The sequence below is a fragment of the Amylolactobacillus amylotrophicus DSM 20534 genome (assembly GCF_001434555.1).
Classification (GTDB): domain Bacteria; phylum Bacillota; class Bacilli; order Lactobacillales; family Lactobacillaceae; genus Amylolactobacillus; species Amylolactobacillus amylophilus.
The window spans coordinates 495836-517250 of sequence record NZ_AZCV01000001.1; the positions used below are offsets into that span (position 1 = coordinate 495836).

At 44.8% G+C, this 21415-nt stretch carries 23 protein-coding genes; 5 read left to right on the forward strand and 18 right to left on the reverse strand.

Annotated elements, in window-relative coordinates; genetic code table 11:
• Positions 1–140: 140 nt before the first annotated feature.
• From recA to FC62_RS02545, 11 genes are all read right to left on the reverse strand, one after another.
• A complete protein-coding gene (gene recA / locus FC62_RS02495; RefSeq protein ID WP_056945963.1) occupies positions 141–1220 on the reverse strand; it encodes a recombinase RecA in 1080 nt (359 codons plus the stop codon).
• 151 nt (positions 1221–1371) lie between these two features.
• A complete protein-coding gene (gene pgsA, locus FC62_RS02500) occupies positions 1372–1959 on the reverse strand; it encodes a CDP-diacylglycerol--glycerol-3-phosphate 3-phosphatidyltransferase (protein ID WP_054745904.1) in 588 nt (195 codons plus the stop codon).
• 1 nt (position 1960) lies between these two features.
• Positions 1961–2845 carry a helix-turn-helix domain-containing protein gene (locus tag FC62_RS02505; RefSeq protein ID WP_056945962.1) on the reverse strand — a complete coding sequence of 295 codons (885 nt, stop codon included), beginning with the start codon at positions 2843–2845 and terminating at the stop codon, positions 1961–1963.
• A 61-nt stretch (positions 2846–2906) separates the two neighbouring features.
• The gene (gene ymfI, locus FC62_RS02510; RefSeq protein WP_056945961.1) at positions 2907–3632 is read right to left on the reverse strand and encodes an elongation factor P 5-aminopentanone reductase; all 726 of its coding nucleotides are present in this window, start codon (positions 3630–3632) and stop codon (positions 2907–2909) included.
• Positions 3629–4864: an EF-P 5-aminopentanol modification-associated protein YfmH gene (gene yfmH / locus FC62_RS02515; protein ID WP_056945960.1), complete on the reverse strand. Its 1236-nt coding sequence runs from the start codon at positions 4862–4864 to the stop codon at positions 3629–3631. The genes ymfI and yfmH overlap by 4 nt, the downstream gene beginning before the upstream one ends.
• A gap of 2 nt (positions 4865–4866) precedes the next feature.
• Entirely contained in the window at positions 4867–6099 is a 1233-nt protein-coding gene (locus tag FC62_RS02520; RefSeq protein ID WP_056945959.1) for a M16 family metallopeptidase, read from the reverse strand.
• On the reverse strand, positions 6099–8432 hold the full coding sequence (locus FC62_RS02525) for an FtsK/SpoIIIE family DNA translocase (protein ID WP_056945958.1): 2334 nt from the start codon (positions 8430–8432) through the stop codon (positions 6099–6101). The genes FC62_RS02520 and FC62_RS02525 overlap by 1 nt, the downstream gene beginning before the upstream one ends.
• A gap of 8 nt (positions 8433–8440) precedes the next feature.
• Complete coding sequence (locus FC62_RS02530) at positions 8441–8851, reverse strand: DUF1149 family protein (RefSeq protein WP_056945957.1); 411 nt, start codon at positions 8849–8851, stop codon at positions 8441–8443.
• Positions 8852–8962: 111 nt separating this feature from the next.
• Complete coding sequence (gene trmL, locus FC62_RS02535; RefSeq protein ID WP_054745893.1) at positions 8963–9475, reverse strand: tRNA (uridine(34)/cytosine(34)/5-carboxymethylaminomethyluridine(34)-2'-O)-methyltransferase TrmL; 513 nt, start codon at positions 9473–9475, stop codon at positions 8963–8965.
• A gap of 182 nt (positions 9476–9657) precedes the next feature.
• Positions 9658–10875 (reverse strand): AI-2E family transporter, encoded by a 1218-nt coding sequence (locus FC62_RS02540; protein ID WP_054745891.1) that lies wholly within the window; start codon positions 10873–10875, stop codon positions 9658–9660.
• Positions 10876–10903: 28 nt separating this feature from the next.
• A complete protein-coding gene (locus FC62_RS02545) occupies positions 10904–11284 on the reverse strand; it encodes a PTS glucitol/sorbitol transporter subunit IIA (RefSeq protein WP_054745889.1) in 381 nt (126 codons plus the stop codon).
• A gap of 106 nt (positions 11285–11390) precedes the next feature.
• Between FC62_RS02545 and FC62_RS02550 the strand changes: the two genes are divergently transcribed.
• The 3 genes from FC62_RS02550 (at position 11391) to FC62_RS02560 (ending at position 13985) form a co-directional block, all read left to right on the forward strand.
• Positions 11391–12410 (forward strand): lactonase family protein, encoded by a 1020-nt coding sequence (locus FC62_RS02550; protein ID WP_054745887.1) that lies wholly within the window; start codon positions 11391–11393, stop codon positions 12408–12410.
• Between the two features lie 62 nt (positions 12411–12472).
• Complete coding sequence (locus tag FC62_RS02555; RefSeq protein WP_054745886.1) at positions 12473–13297, forward strand: undecaprenyl-diphosphate phosphatase; 825 nt, start codon at positions 12473–12475, stop codon at positions 13295–13297.
• A 28-nt stretch (positions 13298–13325) separates the two neighbouring features.
• The gene (locus tag FC62_RS02560) at positions 13326–13985 is read left to right on the forward strand and encodes a copper homeostasis protein CutC (protein ID WP_054746018.1); all 660 of its coding nucleotides are present in this window, start codon (positions 13326–13328) and stop codon (positions 13983–13985) included.
• A gap of 89 nt (positions 13986–14074) precedes the next feature.
• Here FC62_RS02560 and mgtE read toward each other — a convergent pair whose 3' ends face one another.
• Genes mgtE through yjbM form a run of 4 tightly spaced genes read right to left on the reverse strand, consistent with a single transcriptional unit; the run spans position 14075 to position 17798 of the window.
• Positions 14075–15445 carry a magnesium transporter gene (gene mgtE / locus FC62_RS02565; protein WP_054745884.1) on the reverse strand — a complete coding sequence of 457 codons (1371 nt, stop codon included), beginning with the start codon at positions 15443–15445 and terminating at the stop codon, positions 14075–14077.
• Complete coding sequence (locus tag FC62_RS02570; RefSeq protein WP_056945956.1) at positions 15435–16334, reverse strand: RluA family pseudouridine synthase; 900 nt, start codon at positions 16332–16334, stop codon at positions 15435–15437. Before FC62_RS02570 ends, mgtE begins: the two co-directional genes overlap by 11 nt.
• A gap of 5 nt (positions 16335–16339) precedes the next feature.
• On the reverse strand, positions 16340–17149 hold the full coding sequence (locus FC62_RS02575) for an NAD kinase (protein WP_056945955.1): 810 nt from the start codon (positions 17147–17149) through the stop codon (positions 16340–16342).
• Between the two features lie 13 nt (positions 17150–17162).
• On the reverse strand, positions 17163–17798 hold the full coding sequence (gene yjbM, locus FC62_RS02580) for a GTP diphosphokinase (RefSeq protein ID WP_054745881.1): 636 nt from the start codon (positions 17796–17798) through the stop codon (positions 17163–17165).
• Positions 17799–17924: 126 nt separating this feature from the next.
• Between yjbM and FC62_RS02585 the strand changes: the two genes are divergently transcribed.
• Both FC62_RS02585 and FC62_RS02590 read left to right on the forward strand, forming a co-directional pair.
• On the forward strand, positions 17925–18518 hold the full coding sequence (locus tag FC62_RS02585; RefSeq protein WP_056945954.1) for a CYTH domain-containing protein: 594 nt from the start codon (positions 17925–17927) through the stop codon (positions 18516–18518).
• 77 nt (positions 18519–18595) lie between these two features.
• Positions 18596–19228, forward strand: a complete 633-nt coding sequence (locus FC62_RS02590; RefSeq protein ID WP_056945953.1) for a DsbA family protein — start codon at positions 18596–18598, stop codon at positions 19226–19228.
• Positions 19229–19250: 22 nt separating this feature from the next.
• Here the strand turns inward: FC62_RS02590 and FC62_RS02595 are convergent, their stop codons facing one another.
• The 3 genes from FC62_RS02595 to spxA all read right to left on the reverse strand — a co-directional run bounded on the left by FC62_RS02595 (position 19251) and on the right by spxA (position 21364).
• Positions 19251–20114 (reverse strand): competence protein CoiA, encoded by an 864-nt coding sequence (locus tag FC62_RS02595; RefSeq protein WP_056945952.1) that lies wholly within the window; start codon positions 20112–20114, stop codon positions 19251–19253.
• A gap of 83 nt (positions 20115–20197) precedes the next feature.
• Positions 20198–20842, reverse strand: a complete 645-nt coding sequence (locus FC62_RS02600; RefSeq protein ID WP_236693767.1) for an adaptor protein MecA — start codon at positions 20840–20842, stop codon at positions 20198–20200.
• A gap of 123 nt (positions 20843–20965) precedes the next feature.
• On the reverse strand, positions 20966–21364 hold the full coding sequence (spxA, locus tag FC62_RS02605; protein WP_054745870.1) for a transcriptional regulator SpxA: 399 nt from the start codon (positions 21362–21364) through the stop codon (positions 20966–20968).
• Positions 21365–21415 lie beyond the last annotated feature (51 nt).

Genomic DNA, 21415 nt, shown 5'->3' on the forward strand with positions numbered 1-21415 from the left:
TCGCTGTGTTGTTTTTTTAGATTATTTACACAATTCCAAGTTTAATTGTGATTTAACATGATGTCAACTGGCATGGGCACTAAATGTTACCAAATAAGGTGAAATCGGCAAAATAAAAAGACACTACGTATCTTTTATGTTTATTCTTCAGTTTCAGCTGGCGTCTGCTTTTTTGTTGCTGCTGCCTTGCTGTCTTTTTCTACACCGCCAGATTCAGCCTTTTGATCTTCATCAATTCCAAATGCATCGCGGACCTTCTGCTTAACTTCGGCAAAGACAACGGGATTCTCCGCCAGATAGTTCTTGGCATTTTCACGTCCTTGGCCAATTCGGTCATCGCCATATGAGTACCAGGCACCGGCCTTCTTGATAATGTCCTTCTCAACAGCCATATCAACCAGTTCGCCAGTTTGTGAGATTCCCTTACCATACATGATATCAACTTCAGCGACTTTGAACGGAGGAGCAACCTTATTCTTCACCACTTTGATCTTGGTTCTGTTACCCAAAACATCCGTCCCGTTCTTGATTTGTTCAGCTCGCCGCACCTCTAGTCTGATGGTTGAATAGAACTTAAGTGCTCGGCCTCCCGGTGTTATTTCTGGGTTACCAAACATTACACCGACCTTCTCCCGGATTTGGTTGATGAAAAGAGCGATGGTTTTCGTCTTATTGATGGAACCAGATAATTTACGCAACGCCTGCGACATCAGACGAGCTTGCAAACCAACGTGAGCATCGCCCATATCGCCTTCTATTTCAGCTCGCGGCACAAGTGCTGCTACAGAGTCGACAACAATAATATCAACTGCACCACTGGCAACAAGCGCATCAGCAATTTCCAGTCCCTGTTCACCAGTATCCGGTTGGGACAACAAGAGATCATCGATGTTCACACCTAGAGCCTCTGCATATGCAGGGTCCATCGCATTTTCGGCATCGATATATGCGGCGGTTCCGCCCATCTTCTGGACTTCTGCAACAGCGTGCAACGCCACTGTAGTCTTACCCGAACTCTCAGGGCCATATATCTCAACGATTCTTCCTCTAGGATAGCCGCCAACACCGATTGCGGTATCTAATGCAATTGACCCCGTTGAAACGGTCGAAATCTGTGTATCAACTTTTTGGCCCATCCGCATGATCGCGCCTTTACCATAATTCTTCTCAATTTTTTTTAGTGCTTGCTCCAAGGCAACTTGTTTATCGTCTTTAGCCACTATTTACCTCCTACACCGTGTTGGTGTCTTACTTATGTAATTTTACTTGTTAGTCATTAAAAAGACAAGCTTTTTGCGAACAAATGTTCTAATGAATTTTGTTCTAAGTATATATACGCAAAATAAAAAACAATCCATCTGGATTGTTTAATTATTTTTCAAAAGTATCAGAGAAAATCGCTTTGTTCTGAATGAAGTAGTCTGCACCCGAGTAAATCGTAAAGAAGAGGCAGATGTACAGCAAAATAGTGCCTGCCGGTACATTAATTGCAGCAAAGAAGATATCATTGAGCAACAAGAAGATAATTGAAAGCATCTGTGTCGTCGTCTTAATCTTACCGGGCATTGCTGCGGCCAATACTTGACCATCCTGCTCAACGATTAAAAGCCTTAGCCCGGTCACGGCTAGCTCCCGGCAGACAATGATGGCCACAACCCATGCTGGTGCTTTGCCAAGTTCAACCAAGAAGATGAACGCAGTCATCACCAGCATCTTGTCTGCTAACGGATCGGCAAATTTACCGAAGTTAGTAACGAGATGATTTTTACGGGCAATTTTACCGTCTAGCAAGTCCGTCAAGGAGGCAACGATAAAAATGATTGCGGCAATTATTTGTGCTACCGGTATTCCCGTACCCAGTACATCAACACTGCCAGCTGGAATATTGAACGCCAACAAGATAATGAATACTGGAATGAGAATTATCCGAAACACTGTAAGCTTATTTGGTAAATTCATCTTAATTTCCTTCTGTTCCTTCGGTATCTTCAGAAACTGACTTTGCAAAAGTAAAGGTAATCGTTCTCGGTTGATTATTGCTGGTATTGGTTGGTAGAGGGACTTTCTCGCCCGCAATCGCTAAGGCCAGAGAAGTTGTATTACCAACGTTTAACTGCACCGTTTGCACGCCAGCCTCTAGGCTAATTGAATGTTCTTGACCGGCGCTAACCGTACCCTGCCAGCTTGTTGTTCCATCGACTACAGCACTTAGCCAAACATCTGCTTCTGGACTCGTAATCACTAGTTTACCCTGGTCATTTTGCAAACCGGATACTTGATAGTTATAGTCACCATTTTCAACAATCTTCACTTTGTCTTCTTTAGTCGTCGACTGTTTTGTTGCTTTCTTTGAGCTCTTTGATTTCTTCGAAGACGAGCTCTCAACTTTCTTAGTGACTACAACGTCGTCCTTCACCGGTTCTGTAGTATTTGGTTTAGCGAAAAAATTCGCGTAAACAAGATAGATAATGGCGATCACTGCGATAATTCCGAGTACAACAAGAACGTGGGGAATATAGTTCTTCCATAGGCCCTTCTTATTCTCGGTCGTCTCTCTCACATGCTGACTCTTATTATCAATCGAGTTCTCAACATACTCTTCAGGCTGAGTCTTAGGGACTTCGTGGTGAAAGTCGTTTAACAGCTCACTACCTTTAAGTCCTACAACAGAAGCATACTGCTTGATAAACGCACGAACATAGAAATCGCCGGGGAGCTTATCGAATTCCCCATCCTCAATTGCATTAAGGTAACGCCCTTGAATTTTTGTTTTCTCTTCAATATCGAGTATGGACAGGCCTTTAGCTTCTCTGGCCTCTTTTAGCTTTTGTCCAATATCTTCCATTTAACCTCTACCTCATGTTTCATTATCTGCTTGTGCAATTATACCATAAAAAATTTTAATTTTAGACCAACCAGCCACCATCAACGTAAATTGTTTGTCCTGTCAAATAATCTGCGCGTTCGTCCACAATATTCTGAACCCAGTAAGAGATATCCCGTGGCTCAGCAATCCTGCTGACCGGAATCTCCGCTTTCAACTGAGTCAATTCGTTTGTTGAAAAGTCCGCCGTCATCGGAGTAGCAACTGCACCGGGAGCCACCACATTGACCGTTAAACCAGCCGTTGCCACCTCTTTGGCATAGGCACTAGCAAACGCCGATAAGCCACCTTTAGTGGTACTATAAACCGCTTCAAGTGCACTGCCGTTTCTGCCATAAACAGAGCCTATGAATATAATGCGACTATGCTTCGTATTTAACAATTGTGGCTCAAAATATTTAACGATTTTTAATGGTTGCACCAGGTTGATCTGCAAAATTCGGTCGATTGTTTCGTTCGACTGAGCAGCAAACAAGTGGTAATCCGTCACCCCTTGGGCAAAAATCAGGGCATTGACTGCCAGAAAATCAGCAAAAAAATCTGCCGGCTGCTGATTTTCTGCCATATCATACCGAAAGGGCAGAAAGTCTTGATCTTGATACCGCCGCCCCAAATCAGTTGCCATATTCTGTGCCAATTCGGCTTGCTGATTATATTGCAGATAAAGCGACCAGCCACGAGCAGCCAAATCCGCTACTACTGCCTGCCCAATTCCCCCGGTAGCACCGAAAACAATTGCACGTTTCATGATTCACCCTGTTCCTTCTCTAACACGGCCACCGTCACCCGCGTCTGTGCCATTACCGCACTGACCAGCTCAACATACTGCTCATACGTAATTTGTTGCAGCCGTTCGACATTTAAGAGGTAATCCTCATCCTCGATACGACTCTCGGCAACCTCTATTGCCAGGTTATCAATCGCATCCATCGTTCTAAACGATTTGGCAATTAATTCTTTCTTCTGTAATTCAAAAATCGGTTTTGAGAACTCACCATCATTCAGTGTGGTCAATAGGCGTTCCACGACCTCGTCTGGTTGATCCGTTTGTGCCATGATTTTAGCATAATTACCCTGGCGCGTATAGCTGACACTTAGGTAGGGCTCTTGTTGAAGTAACTCATCTTGCTGCAGCGAATGATAGCTCGTACTCAGCTCACCGAACTTAGAATCCAACATAATTTCAATTAGGGTCTGCATTAAATCATTGCTTGGTAGAAATTGCTTAAAGTCTGGCAATTTGAGGCCAATAATTAGGCGTGGGTGCGCTGTTTTACCAGTCAGGGTAATCCGCTCGTTGTGCACCCCCATCTGATCAAAAACCGGATTAGTCATAGGCGTCGTAGTCACAGGTAACGCATTGACAAGTGGTGCGACCGCCTTAACTATGTTGGCAAAATGCACATCACCAGCAATCACTAACTTCATCTTTTCGGCGGTATAGTACTTACGGTAAATAGCCAGGAGGCTTGCAGGTGAAATCCGCGCCAGACTTTCCTCACTCCCGGCAATGTCCAGACTTAACGGCTCATTTTGATAGAGGTTGTTCATGAGCGCCTGATTGAGGCGCCAGTATGGCTCATCCTGGTACATTCGCAGCTCCTGCACAATAATTTCGCGCTCTTTGGCCACGTTCTCCTCAGTGAAGAAGGGTTCGCCAATTAGCTTGAACAATAATTGCAGGTTTTTCTCTAAGTTGTCCACAAAAACCGCGTAGTACATTGTCTCATTGACCGAGGTGAAGGCATTCACGTTTGCACCATTTTCCTCGAAAACCTCAGAAATATCACCATCCTGCTTTGCAAAGAGCTTATGCTCTAGGAAATGGGCAGAGCCTGCATAGGCTAGGTCCTCTTTCGTCAGGTCACTGCTACCATAATCAACAATAATTCCCGCGAATTTCTTGCTGAATCCCGGTTTGTTCACCAGAATCAGCTCGAACCCATTTTCAAATTTCTTCGTTTCAATCATTTCTGTCATAGTTATTCCAAAATGTAACTTTCTTTTAGCAATAGTTGGCTGGCAAAATCCTGGATCATCTTTTGGGAGACCAGGGTGATCTGCCGTTCTATCTCAGCCTCTGACTCTTTTACACCACGTAACTCGGCGTTTAGCTTCACGGCCATGATGTTCTTCTGGCGGTCAAATAACATTTTCCTTTGTCTTACGAGTGAACTTTTCGCCTGTTCCAGTAGTTGGCGGTCAATTGCCCCCGCAGCTATCTTCTGTAGCTCGTCTTTAATCACCAGCTTACTCGCCTCTACCTTATCCTTTTCCAGGCCAGCAGTCACTACTAAAAGGTTATTGTCATTGTAATTCAAGGCGTCAATTGCATATGCTGCCCCCAGCCTCTCACGCACGTTCCTAAACAGAATAGATGATTCATCACCACCCAAATATTGCGTAAAGACGTTGCCAATCCAGCGGTTGATCGGTGGATTTAACACTGCGTAGCCCATAAATAACTGTGCTTGTTGTGCGCCAAACTGCTTGGTAATTTCCTGATAATCGTGCTCTACGGGAGCAATTCTAAGATTTTGCTCCGTGAATTCACGTTTAAGACCAGGAATCTGCGTGACTAGCTTTGCCATCACAAGGTCCGTTAATTCTAAAACGTCCCTTTCGGTACCAATCACCAGTGCAGGTGCATCTAATAGCTGCCTGTGAAAATCATGGAGCTCTTCTAGACTGATCTTGTGTAGCAGGTCAATGTCACCAAACAGCGTTCTAGAGTAGTCGGGGTGATCGACGTAGTATTGTTGGTAGAAATCATAGAATGCAACATTATCGGGTGCATCGAAGAACTCATCGATTTCGTCAAACAACTCATTCTTGGTGTACCTGAGCATCTCCCCTGCATTGTCGGTAAATAAAGGTTCTAGCAGAATAGCACGTGCTAATTCCACCACCTGTGCATTTGTGTAGTCCTGGTCCAAAATCAGGCTAGGTTCAATCCACTCAACACGCACTTGAAAGATAATTTGGTTACCGCGGACCTGGGGGAAAATACTTAGATTGACATCATACAATTCCGCCAAGCGTGCGGCCTGTTGTTGCATTGTCTGATAACGGTGCGAAACATTGCCTTGATAGAGCGCAAGAAGGGTGGCATATGCCAGATTCTCCTGCGTGAGTGGTAACCTAAAAAAACAGCCAAGTTGGGCTGTTTGAAATTTTTTGTTTTGGAAAAAATGTACATTGCTAGTTTCTATCATCAATTATCTCCTTGATCTTCCGGTGGTAACAGAACCTTTCTAGGCTTGCTACCTTCCGAAGGACCAATTATTCCTCGCTCTTCCATTTCATCGACCAGACGTGCCGCGCGATTATAACCAATCCTAAACCGGCGCTGAAGCATCGACACACTGGCACTTTGTTGTTGGCGTACCAAATCGACGGCCTCATCAAAGAATTCATCCTCGGGCTCGTCTTGATCCGGTGTAGACTCCTCTTCATGTGTCGGAATCATCGACTCATCGTACTCCGCCTCTTTTTGTTCTCTGACGAAGTCAACCACGTTCTCTACTTCATCCACAGAAATAAAGGCGCCTTGGACACGCACTGGTTTGTTCGCACCAATTGGGAGGAACAACATGTCACCACGACCAATCAGCTTTTCAGCCCCCTGGCTATCGAGAATCGTTCTTGAATCAATACCACTTGAGACGGCAAAAGCAATTCTTGAAGGGACGTTAGCTTTAATCAGACCGGTGATTACGTCGACGGATGGCCTTTGCGTTGCGAGAATCATGTGGATCCCTGCAGCACGTGCCATTTGTGCCAGACGGACAATCGCTGCTTCAACTTCACGGCCTGCAACCATCATCAAGTCAGACAACTCATCAACAATGACGACCATATACGGTAAAAGCTCCATTGCTGGATTATCTTTATTCTGATTATTTTCCTTAACCCGCACGTTATATTCAGTCATGTTCCGCACACCACTGGCAGCGAAGAGCTCATAGCGGCGTTCCATTTCCTTCACGGCCTTATTTAGGGCATTTGCGGCCAATTTGGAGTCGGTCACGACGGGGATTAACAGATGGGGGATGCCATTATAGACAGAAAGCTCCACCATCTTTGGATCAATCAAGACAAGTTTCACCTCGTCTGGATAAGCCTTCATTAGGATGCTTGTAATGATTGTATTGATTGCAACGGACTTCCCGCTACCGGTGGAACCGGCGATTAAAAGGTGGGGCATGTCTGCCAGATTAGCACTAATAATCTGGCCCGAGACATCCTTACCAAGTGGAACTTGGAGAATATGACTTCTTGCAGGTTCTGGCTGATGCTCAATCACATCGCTAAAACCGACAGCTGAAGTAACCTTGTTAGGCACCTCTATCCCAATTAGTGGTTTACCGGGAATTGGTGCCTCAATTCGAATGTCTTTAGCAGCGAGTGCGAGAGCCAAGTCATCGGCGAGGTTGACTATGCGACTAACCTTGACCCCCACTGCCGGTTGAATCTCATACTTGGTTACAGTTGGCCCAAGCACCGCTTTTTTGACATTAACAGCGACGCCAAAACTCTTGAAGGTCTGCTGTAGTACTTGCGTATTCTTCGCAATAAGTGACTTATCCGCACTTTGATCAGCCTCTTTGTACGGCTTCAATAAACTCATTGGTGGTAATTGATATTTCTCATTGATATTCTGCTGGTTTAGATTGCTAAAGGAGGTAACCGGTTCGCCAGAAGCGCTCTGTGCCTCATCCTTCGTTGGTGCAGAATCTGTACTGTATTGCTCTGTTGAGTCAACGGTTGGTGTTTCACGAACTTGCTGACCAGGATCGTGGTCTCTTTCTGAACTAGATGGATGATCAAAGTCGGACGTATTTGGGAGATCATCTGACCGTGAGGCAGCTAGCGGGTCGACACATGGCTCAGCCTCAACACGCTCCTTCTTCTTTTGTTCCTGCTCGATTTTTAAATCATGAAATTTCTCTTTGGACGCGACTGCCACGTTCTGGCTTTTCACGATAAACAATTGCGCAAACTTCTGGAAGCCATGCAGAATAGTAGCAAACTTCAGATCAAAGAACATACACAAGCCGGCTAGACCAATCACCACCGCGACAATGTAAGTACCCAATTGACCAAAAAGTGGGTAGAAAACACTAAAAATCACGTTGCCAATGAGACCACCGCCGACAGGAACTGTATTAGCGCCCCGAACAAACTCATCTTTCATGGTACTCCAGAAAACAGCTACGAAATTTCGGTGCACCATAATCTCAGAATAATAATGCGCTGCAACCAGTGTCAGAACCATAAAATAAGTAATCAGAAACCCGGTCAACCTTTTAACGGATAGTCGCGGTGGTTTGGCGTAGATGACAAGGACCAACCCAAACAGGCCGACAATCAGGGCGCTTAAAACATACAGATCCCCGAAGAATACCCGAAAGGAGTTGACAAGTTGGTGACCCAATAGGCCTAAGTCTAGCAATGTAAAGAAGGCCACGAACACCACAAAAAGGCCAAGAATCACATTGGCCCTTTTCTGTTTATTCACGCGTTTCTTTGTTTTTCTCTTCGCCATTAATAAACTTATTCTCCTGCTTGCTCAGATTCTCCGGAGACAAAGCTCAGGTTAACTCCCTCATCCAATGCAATACTCGTTACTTGGTACGTCAATGTCTCGATTGTCTCGACCAAAGGACGCGATAATTTCCCAAGAATCTCCGGATCAAGCTCCTGCGCATTACCGAAATAATCGACCAGTTGCACAATCTGCGTAATCTGACCACTAACTTCAAAGTAACCAGGCGTCGGCGCCACTTCAAACGGAACCATAATTTCGAAGAAATTACCCGTTTCTCCCGTCATCTCGGCATCAGCAGGATTGTTGAATTCAATTTGCCGCATTGCCACCTGAATATCCTGTTTAACTTTCGGTTCCTTTGTCGCAATATCATAATGAAATGAACGGACTAATATTGGTTTTTTGTTAAATTTCATAATTTTCCCTCTCTGAGAAGTTAGCCGTACTGGCAAATTTAGGTTAGTACTATGTTTAATTATGCTATTTAGCACGAATTACTGCAATTGAAAGTTGTCTTTTAGCCTACTTTAATCTTTTAGCTTATCGTGCTCGTAACGATGAGCTAGTTCCATTCCTGTGAATTTCTGCTGCCGTAGCGCCTCAAACAGGACAATCGCCACACTATTAGACAAGTTGAACGCCCGAATATGATTGGACATCGGAATTCTCAGGGCCAACTCTGCGTGCTCTTTCATGAACGTTTCCGGTAAACCGGTTGTCTCTTTACCAAAGAGGAAGTAATAGTTTTTATTCGTATCCTCATAATTAACATCTGTGTAACTCTTAGAAGCAAACTTTGAGATTAAGAACAGCTTATCGTCAGCTTTCAGCGTTGCCATAAAACTTGGCAAATCATCATGCATGACAACGTTCACTTCATCCCAATAATCCAGTCCCGCACGTTTCATGTGCTTATTGTCAAGCTGAAATCCTAGTGGCTCAATCAGGTGCAATACCGTATTGGTACCCGCACAACTCCGTGCAATATTACCGGTATTGGCCGGCATCAATGGTTCAAACAAAACAACGTGATTAGTCATGAGATTAAAAATCCTTTCCAATAAAAAAACGCAGCGCTTCGGTGATTTACACGGCAAAGCGTTACGTTAGTACGATTATTATCACCCGTTTTTAACAAGCAGAACCTGATAAAAACATCTGATAAAAACCTTATCAAGAATATACTACTATTAACCGGTTAAAGCAACTTTATTTTACTTTGCTAATCTTCCTTATCTAACGGTGGCTCTACCTCGTCCTGCGGCTTTACCACAAGACCCTCGGCAATTAAATCATCGGTATAAAGTCCACTTCTGATACGATAACTGTCGAAGATTCTTTGGAACGCAATTTTGAAAATTGCGTAGATGGGAATAGCGAAGATAACGCCCCAAAGCCCCCAGACTGCGCTGGCCCCAACCAGGACCAAGATTGTCGTAATGGGGTGCATGTTCATCTTGTTACCAAGCACCAGTGGGCTAACCACCTTGCTCTCAACTGTTTGCTCGATGGCAAACACGATGATTACCTTAAACAACATTCCGGTTGAGTCAAACAACGCGATAATGAACGCGGGGATGACCGCGACGAAAGTACCAAAATAAGGAATGAGATTCAAGACAGCAGCGACAATCCCCAACGTTAAGCCGTAATTTAAGCCCACAACAGAGTAACCGATTGAGAACATCACACCAACCCAGAATGCTACGATCAGCTGTCCCCGCACGTACGCGGCAATTGAGCTATTAATATCACTCAAGATATCGCTAATCTTAGCCCGATACTTGATAGGAAAGAAGTAGGCCAGCTTTCCCTTTAGTTGCCGACCATCCTTAAGCATATAGAACAGCAAGATTGGTGCAGTTAACACCGTCATAAAGACAACTGTGATCACGTTCACCGCCGTACTTAAGTGCGTCACCGTATCCGACACGGCCGAATTAGCACTCTTCAACAGTGTATTTTGAATCTGATCGGAATAGTTCTGTAGGCTAGTACGTAGGCTCTTCATCTGCGGGTCGCTCAACCAGTTGCTGACCGCATTCTCGGTCGCCTTCCAGTAAGCTGGCCAGTTGTCGATGATTCCTTGAATCTGTGATTGTAACATGGGGATGAGAGTGACTGCCGCCCAGATGATGAGACCAACCACGAGAAGAAACAGGACAATAATCGTCACTGTTCGTGGTACATGGTACTTATGTTCCAACATATCAACTAAAGGGTTCATCAGATAATACTGGACTGCTGCAAGGATAATTGCCGGTAGGACTGCGCCAATAAACGCAGCAACTGGATCGAAGATAAATGAGACTCGATTAAGTGCCCAAAGCACAAGCACGGTCAAGAGCACGTTTAACATGACAATCGTGTATTTATTATTGATAAACCAGCGACCAAACCACGAGCCTACTGTAACTTTTTCCTCATGCTTTTCTGACATCTGTCTTCTCTACCTTCACTTGTATTGATTATTTGTGTTCAAACGAGATCCAGTCACCAACTTTGAAGCTAGGCATTGGATCTGACTCTTTCTTGTCCAAATAAATGGCATTCTGTAGCTTTTGTTCTGGTACGTGGTCTGTGAAAACTAAGGTTGCGTGGCCAATGGCCTTCACGTTTGACTGCACTAATTGGCCCACATAGAGCGCCAGATAGGTCTCGCCATCAATCGTTACGCTATCGTCTTTCTTGAAAACAAAGCTACTCTGTGGTGTCTCTTCGTCGAATCGTTGGACGATTGCGACGTCTTGAATCTCAACCGTTGCCTGTTCACCGAACAAAATCACGATGTCTTCTTTTGGATCAATTGCGTTAGCACCAATACTTGTAATCGTTGTATTCCATTTCATATTTTTCACGTCTCCTTAGCTATCATTTTAGCATAAGAATTTTAAAAGTTCGCTAGCTACAGTCAGTTTTATGTTAAACTTATTTCCGATATAGGAGGAAAAATTTATGCAAATTTGGTTTGGCGGTTACACAAAGACATCAAGTAAAGGAATTTACACAAGTGAGTTAGTAAATGGAGCCTTGACAACACCAGAGCTCAAAGTCCCCATTCAAAATGCAACTTACTTCCAAATAGATTCAAATAATAATTTATTTTCAATTTTAAAAGACGGCGACAAGGGGGGCCTTGCCTATTACCACTTTGAAAACGGGCAGGCACAATTAGTCGATACATTCTTAGCCGCAGGTTCGCCACCAGCATACGTAGGACTAAACGAACCCGAGAAGTTAGTCTACGCCGCCAATTACCACGGCGAGCTTCTGCAAGTATTCTCATATGCAACCAAGCAGCTTGAACTCGTCGCTTCCGTCAAGCATGCGGGTAGAGGCCCAAAGCCTGAACAAACTACTGCACATCCCCACTACTTCGACCAGACACCTGCTGGTAATCTGGTAAGTGCAGACCTCGGTACTGATACGGTTGATTTCTATCACCTTGATGGCCATGAGCTCAAACACCTAGCAAGTTACCAGAATGAAAAGGGCTTTGGGACAAGGCACATCGTGTTCCACACCACTGCACCGGTAATGTTCGTTGTCGGCGAATTATCCAGCGAGGTCAACGTTGTGCGCTTTGATGAGCGTAGTTGGCAGTTCACCAATCTCGGTTATTATAAAACAATCCCAGCAGATTTCACCGCTCAAAACGGAGCAGCTGCCGTGAAGTTATCGCGTGACGGTCAATTCTTGTACGTCTCCAATAGGGGGCACAATAGTATCGCTGTCTTTAAAGTCGACCAAGAGACGTTTAAGTTGCAATTAATCCAACAAGTAAGTGTCTACGGAGACTTTCCACGCGACTTCAATTGGGATTCGAGTGAGACAAACGTCGTTGTCGCTAACCAGAATTCTGATAACGCGACACTCTACAAACGCAATACCGCGACAGGCTTTTTGACGATGGTTCAGGAGAATATCGTTGTCCCAGAAGCAACCCGTGTTTTATTTAGAGAAGATTCAATTTAAGGCGTTACAAACAAGCCACAACACAATCTTAATCAATCGAAACTAAAGGAGTTATATCACCCATGTTGGACATTTTACGCGCAATATTCCTTGGAATCATCGAAGGCATCACCGAATTTCTGCCAATTAGCTCAACAGGTCATCTCTACCTCGCCGACTATTTCATCAAATTAAGTCAGTCTAAGGCCTTCATCGACATGTTCATGGTGGTCATTCAATTTGGTGCCATCCTGTCGGTTATCCTAATTTACTTCAACAAGTTGAACCCCTTCTCACCAAGTAAGCGGCCCGCTGAAAAGCGCCAGACTTGGACGCTTTGGCTGAAGGTCATCGTAGCCACCATTCCGTCCATCATCATTGGCTTACCGCTAAACGACTTTATGGAGGAACACCTGACGAGCTGGCCCGTGATTGCAACGACCCTAATTATCTACGGTATCTTGTTTATCGTGCTTGAAAACCGCAATAAGCACGCCCGATTCGCCATCACAGATTTGAACAAATTAACGTACCAGACTGCCCTACTCATCGGACTTTTTCAGGTACTAGCACTCGTACCGGGGACGTCCCGGTCTGGCGCCACAATTCTCGGCGCAATGTTAATCGGGGCCTCCCGGTTTGTCTCGACGGAATTCTCGTTTTTCTTAGCGATTCCCACCATGTTTGGCGCCAGCCTCTTAAAGCTAGCCAAGTTCTTCATCAAGGGTAACGAGTTTACGGGAATGCAGCTGCCAATCCTGTTAGTCGGTATGGTGGTCTCATTCATCGTCGCTTACCTCGCAATTAAGTTCTTATTGAGTTACGTCAAAACGCATGATTTCAAACCTTTTGGTTGGTATCGGATTATCTTAGGTATTCTTGTTATACTGATTGGCTTTGTATTCTAACTAGTATTACTAAAAGGAGATTCACATGATTATTAAAGAAGTTGCGGTCGAGAATTTCACCCAGATTCCGGAAGCCATAGCTAACGGCGCGACGCGCATTGAGTTAAACGATAACCTCGCCGTTGGTGGTACGACGGTGAGCCGTGGCGTCTTAGAAGAAGCTGCCAAATATCTGGGTGAGAAACAGGTTCCGTTAGTGGCCATGATTCGGCCCCGCGCCGGCAATTTCGTCTATAACGACCTCGAGTTGAAGATTATGGAGCACGATTTGTTCACAGCGCAACAACTAGGTGTCGATGCCGTGACCTTTGGCGCTCTCACCTCAGGCGGTGAACTAGATGAGGAGGCCATGGAGCTCCTTATTGCGGCCAGCGGCGGGATGCAAGTCGTATTGCACATGGCCTTCGACATGATTAAGCCTGAACTACAACGTGCTAGTCTAGATTGGCTAGTTGAGCACGAAGTCACTCGTGTGCTAACACACGGTGGCGCCCTAGACCAACCAATTGAGCGGACGATCCCCCACTTACGAGAAATCATCGAGTGGGCCGGATCTGCGATTGAGGTGCTACCCGGTGGTGGTATTAACTACCAGAATTACCAACAACTACTGGAACAACTACCGGTTAAGCAACTCCACGGAACCAAATTGGTACCACTAGCGAACGTCAAGACTGATTGGCGTTAATCATTTACAAAATGAGTATCAATGACACATTAAAAGCGTTCCAGCTGCAAATCATTTACTGATTTGCAACTGGAACGCTCTTTTGTTTTTCAGAGAAATGATGACATGAGTAGTGATGCAATATTGAAGTAAATCAGCACACTGGTCAAGTCGCTAAGCGTAGAGATGAACGGTCCACTGGCGACCGCCGGATCAAAGCCCAACTTGTCCATCCCAAGAGGAATCAAACTTCCTGCCATATTTGCAACCCAGATTGCGGTAGCCATCGAGAGGCCAATCACCGCACCGAGGATAAAATTCTGCTTCCACAGGCCAACAAGGACCATAACTGTAACGCCGGTCAATATACCAATTAATAAACCTGTGATCACTTCACTGATGATCATCTTCATCATACTCGGCTGTTCGTCATCACTCAGGGCGAGACGGCGCACGGCAACGGCCAGACTTTGCGTCCCGGCGTTACCAGCCGTACCGGTGATGAGTGAGATGAAGACCGCCAGAATACTGGCCTCATTCAACAACACGTCGAAGTGATTGATTAAAGTCGCGGTGAGCATCCCCAAAAAGAGCAGTGTAATTAACCACGGCAGACGTTTCATTGTGGCCGTCAGGGGCATCTCTGAAACGTCATCCACGTTAACACCTGCAAGTCCTGAGTAGTCTGACTGTGCCTCGTCATCGATAACCTCGATGATATCGTCAACGGTCACCATCCCAATGAGACGTTCTTGTGAATCGATAACTGGTACCGCCAGGAAGCCGTAATCACGAATCGTTTGCGCCACATCCGACTGATCAATCTCGGGGTGAACAGAGATCACTTTCTCCGTCATCACATCCTGGACCAAGGCGTCGGCCGGAGCCACCAAAATCTCACGCAAGGAGATTACACCAATTAGGGTCCGCTCGTAATTGGTCACGTACAAATAGTTGACCGTCTCTGCCAAGTCCGCATCACGCTTAATCTTCGCGATGGCGTCCATAATCGTCGTGTCGGGCTTCAAACTTATCATATCAGTGGTCATGATGCCACCGGCGGTATCGACGCCATAATGCATCAACCGGCGAATTTTGTTGGCATCCCGCTCCGGCATCAAATCAAGGTAGACTTCAGACACCTTATCATCCAGATGTTCTAAGATATCGGCGGCGTTATCGTTGTACATCTCACTCAACATGTTCGCAGCATATTCAGGCTCCATCTCCTGGAGGAAATCCTGTGTATCCTGCTCTTCATCCGGCAGCGTATCAAACATGTCACCCATCTCTTTAGGAGACAGTAACTTAGTCATCTTCTTCCGTCCTGTCGAGTCAAGACTGATGAAGAACTGGCCCTGATCATAGAAATGGAGGTTCAACAATTCCTTCTTGAAGACTTGAATCTTATTGGTATTCATCAACTGCCTTAGTCGTTCAAAGTCCAGGTCAGTCGTTTTCTCTTTTTCTTCAGTTTTCATTGTTTACCTCCAATCTATTCCAAAGCTCTATCATATCAACTGGGAGATTTATTTCAAATGTTTTTTGCTCATGGGTATAAGGATCAGGAAAGGTCAAAGAATAGCAGTGGAGCGCCTGGCGCCAGTGTTCATCGGCAACACCGTAAAGTTGATCACCATATAATGGATGACCAATGTACTGCATGTGGACACGAATCTGGTGTGTTCGGCCTGTCTCTAACTGCAAAGCCACTCTAGCAGCACGATAATTCTGCTCCAACACCGTGTATTTAGTCGCCGAGAATTGGCCTGATTCACTTACCGTTCTCTTAACCGATCCGCGCACTTGGCTAATGGGTGCCACCACCCGATCATGCATCTGGTTGGGCATAAATGCGCCATGAACAATTGCCTGATATTGCTTCACGAAGACATCTTTATGTAATGCAGCAAAAGCAGCGTGGGTCAGACTATTCTTAGCAACCAGTATCAACCCACTCGTGAACTGATCCAGCCGACTGACCAGGTGTGGTCGTGCATCTAGCTGGCCTGTACGCACGAGGTAGCCTAGTACCCGATTGACCACCGAATCTGTCTGATTATACTTTGAGGGCATGGACAATAGCCCCGCGGGCTTATTAAGCAACAGGTACGAATTCGTCTCGTGAATTATCTCAATGGGTAAATTGCTCGGCCTCAGATTTTCATTTACCGGTTCCTTTCCGGTCAGAAAGAGGACCTCATCGCCAGCCTGCAGCATGAACGTTGTGTGCCTTCTCTTGTGGTTGACCAGAATTAATCCCGCATGGTGCTTTGCCGCTGTAATTGCCTGCTTCGTAATTCCGTGTTCTAGGAGGAAATTACCAAGGCGTTCCGGTTGTTTTCTCTGAAAAATAAACTTCAGTAACATAATTGCTAAAATTGCTCGTTATTATTTTTTTGCGCGATAAACGCATCTTCGACTCGCGACCAGAAATGCGTATGGCGGAATTTAGCAAAGTTAATCTGGGACTTTGCAATACGATAATCAAGACGACTCACTCTCCTGTGCCGTAGCTCGTGTGAGTCTAGCGTGACCACATAATCATCCTGTGATTCGGGGTAGATGGTAATCCATTCATCCGGGGCAATCACGATTGGTGAGGACAACGTCCTGTAGATGCGGTTATTAATCGAGGCGATTTCGGTCAACTGCAGTGCCTTCAACCGTGGGTGCAAAACCGCGCCACCAAGTGATTTACTGTAGGCGGTGGAACCAGTTGGTGTAGCCACGCAGACGCCATCTCCCCGGAAACTCTCAAAGAACTCGTTCTTAATGTGGATGTCTGCTTTTAGAGTCTGGGACATCCGCTTAATCGTTGCCTCGTTCAAAGCCAGATAGGACTTCTTACCCTCATCGTCGGTCACGTCAAGCTCGAGAAGCGGGTAAGAAACAGACTCCGGCGTCGAGTGGACTAATGCATCCACCAACTCCTCGAGTTGATAATCACGCCAGTCTGTATAGAATCCCAAGTGCCCCGTATGGATTCCGACAAACGAAATCCGGTCGACAATTTGGTAATACTGGTGAAAGGCGTTTAATAACGTGCCATCACCGCCCACTGTAATCACGATATCTGGTTGCAACTGGTTTAATTGAATATCTGTCTCTTTCAAAAGCAGCTTCAATTTCTTAACGACACTCAATGTTTTCTCTTTATGATTATTTACAATTGCAACTTTCATCTGTCAACCTCAACTACTCGATATCTTTGTTCTGACCCTTATCTTTGTGGAAAAAGCGCTGTGCCTCTTGAACCTCATCTTTAATCTGGGACATCGCTTCATCAAGCTGAAATGCGGCCTCAGCGGTCGACTTCAACCTAGCACTTATTTTCTCAGGGAATTCGCCATTATATTTATAATTCAAGCTATGCTCAACTGTCGCCCAGAAATTCATCGACAACGTTCTAAGCTGAATCTCCGCCAGGATTTTCTTCTCACCAGTTGGTAAGAATACCTTATACTCAATCACCATGTGGTAAGAGCGGTAGCCGCTTGGCTTGGCATTTCTGATGTAATCCCGCTCCTCGATGACCGTCATGTCATTGCGGTTATGAATCAGTTCTACTACGTCATAGATATCGTCCACAAATTGGCTCATGATGCGGATACCCGCGATATCTTGCATATCCTGCTCAATTAATTCTGGTGCAATTACTCTTCTATCTAACTTTTCTTTGATGCTCTCTATCGTTTTTACTCGCCCGACTACAAACTCAATGGGCGAATGCCTATCTTCGGTGATAAATCCATCGCGTAAGCCACGAAACTTCACTTTCAGTTCGTCAACGGCTTGTTCATAAGGCCATAAAAATGCATCCCAATTTTGCATACTTGCTAACTCCTTGCTACTTACAATCATCTAATTTTACCATATTCAAAACCAAAGTTTGTATTATACTATTGCTGAAGCAAAAATGTTGTACTTTCGCACATTATATTTAGCCCGAGGTGACATATGACTAAAGAAATCGAACAAGAACGAAAGTCGCTAATCGATCGCACGACTTACCACAAATTGATTGCTGCCTACGAGAAACAAAACACGGTCAGTCAGACCAATTATTACTTCGATTCACCGGACTTTGAACTAAACAATGCCCAAATTGGGCTCAGAATCCGCCATGATCTAACTGCCCACTCCTTCGTCCAGACGCTTAAGTTGCCGTTGACCGGAAGCTCTGCTACCGGCAGACAACTCATAGAAATCACAGATCGGATTAACGATCAAACTGCCCAGTCGCTAATAAAGGGCACAGCTGCCGGGTTTGCCGGGACAGTTGGCGCCTATCTTACCCAGCATTTTGCAGACATTAAATTAGTTAATTTCGCATCCGCCACAACTGAGCGAACCATTCTGCTGGGACCAGATGATACACTAATCACGGTCGACCAGACAACTTATCGGGATGGTTCGACCGACCACGAGCTGGAAATCGAGGGAACGGATTCCACGAAGCTGAAATTCATTTTTGATTTCTTGCAAAACAAATTTCACATAGTTCAAAAACCAATTCAAAATAAGCGTGATCGCGCTTTAGCACACCGTTAAAAGCTACTTTACTTTTAGTTTTCACAAAAATCTGTTAGAGTGTATTTGTTAAAGATGTACCTGGAGGGAAATAATACATGATTGAAATTTTTTTGTTTGTCAATCCAATCGGCGTTGCTTGTTTCAAGAATGAGCAGGCAGTGATTCAAACAATCAAATCAACCAAGCAAGAGGTCAAATACCACGTAATTCCAATCTCGAATATCGAGACCATTCGGGCAGACATCAAGCGTCGCGGACTATCATTATCTAGTCTTGAGGTCCATAACGAAGTAGCTACTGCGACCTATAATGCACTCCGTGACTACCACGCAGTCTCCTTATTTGGTAACAAGAAGGCCCGCAGATTCCTGCTCCGCCTCCAAAATGCGATTAACGTCCACCATGAACCATACTCCACTAATCTGGTCCACCGGATTCTAAGTGAACTAAACATCAATTTGAAAGCATTCAACGCCAATCGTGCTAGCCGCTATTGCAAGCAAGCTATGGATGCTGACTTTGACCTAGCGACCGAATTAAACGTTAAGACCACACCAACCACCATCATCTTCAACTACGAGAAAGATGATGATTGTGGCGTGTTAATTGAGGGCCTAGTCGAACCAGACGTCCTTAATAAAATTATCTTAACCCAGTTTGAAGCAAATGATTTTGCCACCAGCTACAATAATATGCAGCAGAGATACGGTAATTTAACAGTTCTTTAAACTAATAACGCCAGTCAACTGGCTATTTTTTTACCCTTTTTTGCGCAATCCTCGCTAGGAGATAGACATCTTTACCCGGTTTGCGGTAGCCTACCAGCTCGCTTTCAGCCAGTTCCAGCACAGGAATACCTCGCTCATAACATAGCAAACTCAGCTGTTTACCGAGCGCAGTCTGTTGGCGGACCTGCTGTTTCAAGTAATTACTGCCAGCCACATAATCATACCGATAATTGAGCAGTTTACGTGGCCGAAACTGCTTTAAGGCTAGAAGTCCCTGTTCATCTAATGCAAATTGTTGTGTCTGATAACGGCAATTTCTACTCAAATCATCCTGTTGAATATTGTATTTCAACCTGAATAGATGGCCGAATGAATCGACCTCAATCAGATAACTACCCCAGTCTGCATTGGTACGGAGCAAATCTAAGTGAATTTGTTTTATTTTCCGGTGCAAGAAATGTCGTTTTCCGAGCAGCCAAACATCACTAATCCGAGCGTCGTGGTAAAAGTTATGGCGTACATTAAACTCAGCCGTAGTTAATGGTGCACATTGTAACTCGACGCCGTAAGTCTGTCCGAGTGTCTCAATGTACACATCCGCTCGAATCTGGTCGTTTGCTAGTGGCACCTCGAGCTTTGCCGCCAAGCCAAGAGCTCGTGCTGCTGTAAAAATAATTTTCTTACCCAGCTCATGCTCCGGCGTCTCAGCTGTTCGAAAGCGCGTGTTGAGGTGTCTAAAAAACGGGCCGGACCGCCCAGAAACAATCAGCTGGACTGGTTTCCGACAATTAGGACAGACGAAGTTTTGCTCCTGAATAGACTGGCTATCGCGGGCGAAAACAGCCACCGCCGTGACCAACTCCTCATTTAATAGTGCTGCATACATTTTATTTACCTCACTTAGAAGTACGCAAAAAAACAGTCATTCCATTAATGAAATTGACTGTTTGTTCTCAAATTATTTTTTGATTAGTTAAAGTAGTAGCGTAAGTTCTCGAGCGCATCATGCTCAAACAGCACTTTAGCGTTTTCCTTGACTTCGGCAAACGACTTAGCAGCCACTGACCCAAACTCGTTACTGATGACCCACGCATCCGTTGCCGTCAACTCACTGAAGTCAGCACTTTCAAATGTGAGTTCTAAGTAATAAACATCCCGGTAAACCATTAGCTTCGATGTCAATCCATTAACTTTTAGTTCATGCGCTAGACCAATAACATCTTCAAACTGAGCAAACTCATAGGTTCTCGCGAGCTCCGGTGTATGATCCTCCTGTTGAATAGTGGTGAGCCGGTCACTGCTAAGCGAGAGCTCATCCAAGCCGTGCAATATTTCTTGGCGCGAGAGATTATTTTGCTGATTACTCTTCTTTCCTGTTCTAACACCTGATTTGCTAATCAATAACTCGAGGCCATTGGTATTAGGCATTACTTGGAAGGTAACGGCTTCGCTATCTGCGAATGCATGCTCACTATCGACCTCGGACAGGATGCTATAAAAGAAGTTCTCAATTTGACCCTGATTACCTAGTAAATCGAGCATCGTAATTCCGCGCTCCTCAAGATCCTTAGCGCCCAACACAACCCGAATCGTATTTTCATTGACACGTTTCATTTCCAAATTGACCACCTCTTATCTTACACATATTCTACATTGTTCGTGTTAAAAGTAAAGTTTTAGCCTCCAATATAAAAAAGAGAAGCCATTAGCTTCTCTTTTTATCGCATTTAAAAGTCATTAAAATCCGGCCAACTCTTGTGCCTGTTGCAGCTCAAGTTGTCTTACCTCTCTTGGCAAGAAACGTCTGATTTCGTCCTCGTTATAACCTACTTGGAGCCGCTTCTCATCCATGATGATTGGTCTTCTTAATAGGCCAGGATTCTGCACAACTAAATCCAATAGTTTATCGATTGAAAGATCATCAATCGAGACACCAAGATTCTGGAAGGCGTGAGAGCGGGTAGAAATTATTTCCTCTGTGCCATCTTCAGTCATGCGCAATACTTGCATGATTTCGTCCTTCGATAGTGGATTGGAGAAGATGTTACGCTCTACAAATGGAATATTATGTTCTTTAAGCCAAGATTTAGCTTTTCTGCAAGATGTACAACTTGGTGATGTGTATAGATTTACCATAAAACTCACACTCCTTTACAAAAACTAACTTGTTTTCCTTAATTCATATTT

Excerpts from the sequence above, each read along its gene's own strand:
- FC62_RS02590 (WP_056945953.1), top strand. The coding sequence starts at position 18,596 with ATGATTGAAATTTTTTTGTTTGTCAATCCAATCGGCGTTGCTTGTTTC.
- FC62_RS02545 (WP_054745889.1), bottom strand. The coding sequence starts at position 11,284 with ATGAAATGGAATACAACGATTACAAGTATTGGTGCTAACGCAATTGAT.
- mgtE (WP_054745884.1), bottom strand. The coding sequence starts at position 15,445 with ATGAAAACTGAAGAAAAAGAGAAAACGACTGACCTGGACTTTGAACGA.
- FC62_RS02540 (WP_054745891.1), bottom strand. The coding sequence starts at position 10,875 with ATGTCAGAAAAGCATGAGGAAAAAGTTACAGTAGGCTCGTGGTTTGGT.
- FC62_RS02595 (WP_056945952.1), bottom strand. The coding sequence starts at position 20,114 with ATGTATGCAGCACTATTAAATGAGGAGTTGGTCACGGCGGTGGCTGTT.
- FC62_RS02525 (WP_056945958.1), bottom strand. The coding sequence starts at position 8,432 with ATGGCGAAGAGAAAAACAAAGAAACGCGTGAATAAACAGAAAAGGGCC.
- FC62_RS02520 (WP_056945959.1), bottom strand. The coding sequence starts at position 6,099 with ATGATAGAAACTAGCAATGTACATTTTTTCCAAAACAAAAAATTTCAA.
- FC62_RS02555 (WP_054745886.1), top strand. The coding sequence starts at position 12,473 with ATGTTGGACATTTTACGCGCAATATTCCTTGGAATCATCGAAGGCATC.
- FC62_RS02550 (WP_054745887.1), top strand. The coding sequence starts at position 11,391 with ATGCAAATTTGGTTTGGCGGTTACACAAAGACATCAAGTAAAGGAATT.
- FC62_RS02585 (WP_056945954.1), top strand. The coding sequence starts at position 17,925 with ATGACTAAAGAAATCGAACAAGAACGAAAGTCGCTAATCGATCGCACG.
- FC62_RS02600 (WP_236693767.1), bottom strand. The coding sequence starts at position 20,842 with ATGAAACGTGTCAATGAAAATACGATTCGGGTTGTGTTGGGCGCTAAG.
- FC62_RS02575 (WP_056945955.1), bottom strand. The coding sequence starts at position 17,149 with ATGAAAGTTGCAATTGTAAATAATCATAAAGAGAAAACATTGAGTGTC.
- spxA (WP_054745870.1), bottom strand. The coding sequence starts at position 21,364 with ATGGTAAATCTATACACATCACCAAGTTGTACATCTTGCAGAAAAGCT.
- pgsA (WP_054745904.1), bottom strand. The coding sequence starts at position 1,959 with ATGAATTTACCAAATAAGCTTACAGTGTTTCGGATAATTCTCATTCCA.
- ymfI (WP_056945961.1), bottom strand. The coding sequence starts at position 3,632 with ATGAAACGTGCAATTGTTTTCGGTGCTACCGGGGGAATTGGGCAGGCA.
- yjbM (WP_054745881.1), bottom strand. The coding sequence starts at position 17,798 with ATGCAAAATTGGGATGCATTTTTATGGCCTTATGAACAAGCCGTTGAC.
- trmL (WP_054745893.1), bottom strand. The coding sequence starts at position 9,475 with ATGACTAATCACGTTGTTTTGTTTGAACCATTGATGCCGGCCAATACC.
- FC62_RS02530 (WP_056945957.1), bottom strand. The coding sequence starts at position 8,851 with ATGAAATTTAACAAAAAACCAATATTAGTCCGTTCATTTCATTATGAT.
- FC62_RS02505 (WP_056945962.1), bottom strand. The coding sequence starts at position 2,845 with ATGGAAGATATTGGACAAAAGCTAAAAGAGGCCAGAGAAGCTAAAGGC.
- FC62_RS02570 (WP_056945956.1), bottom strand. The coding sequence starts at position 16,334 with ATGTTACTGAAGTTTATTTTTCAGAGAAAACAACCGGAACGCCTTGGT.
- yfmH (WP_056945960.1), bottom strand. The coding sequence starts at position 4,864 with ATGACAGAAATGATTGAAACGAAGAAATTTGAAAATGGGTTCGAGCTG.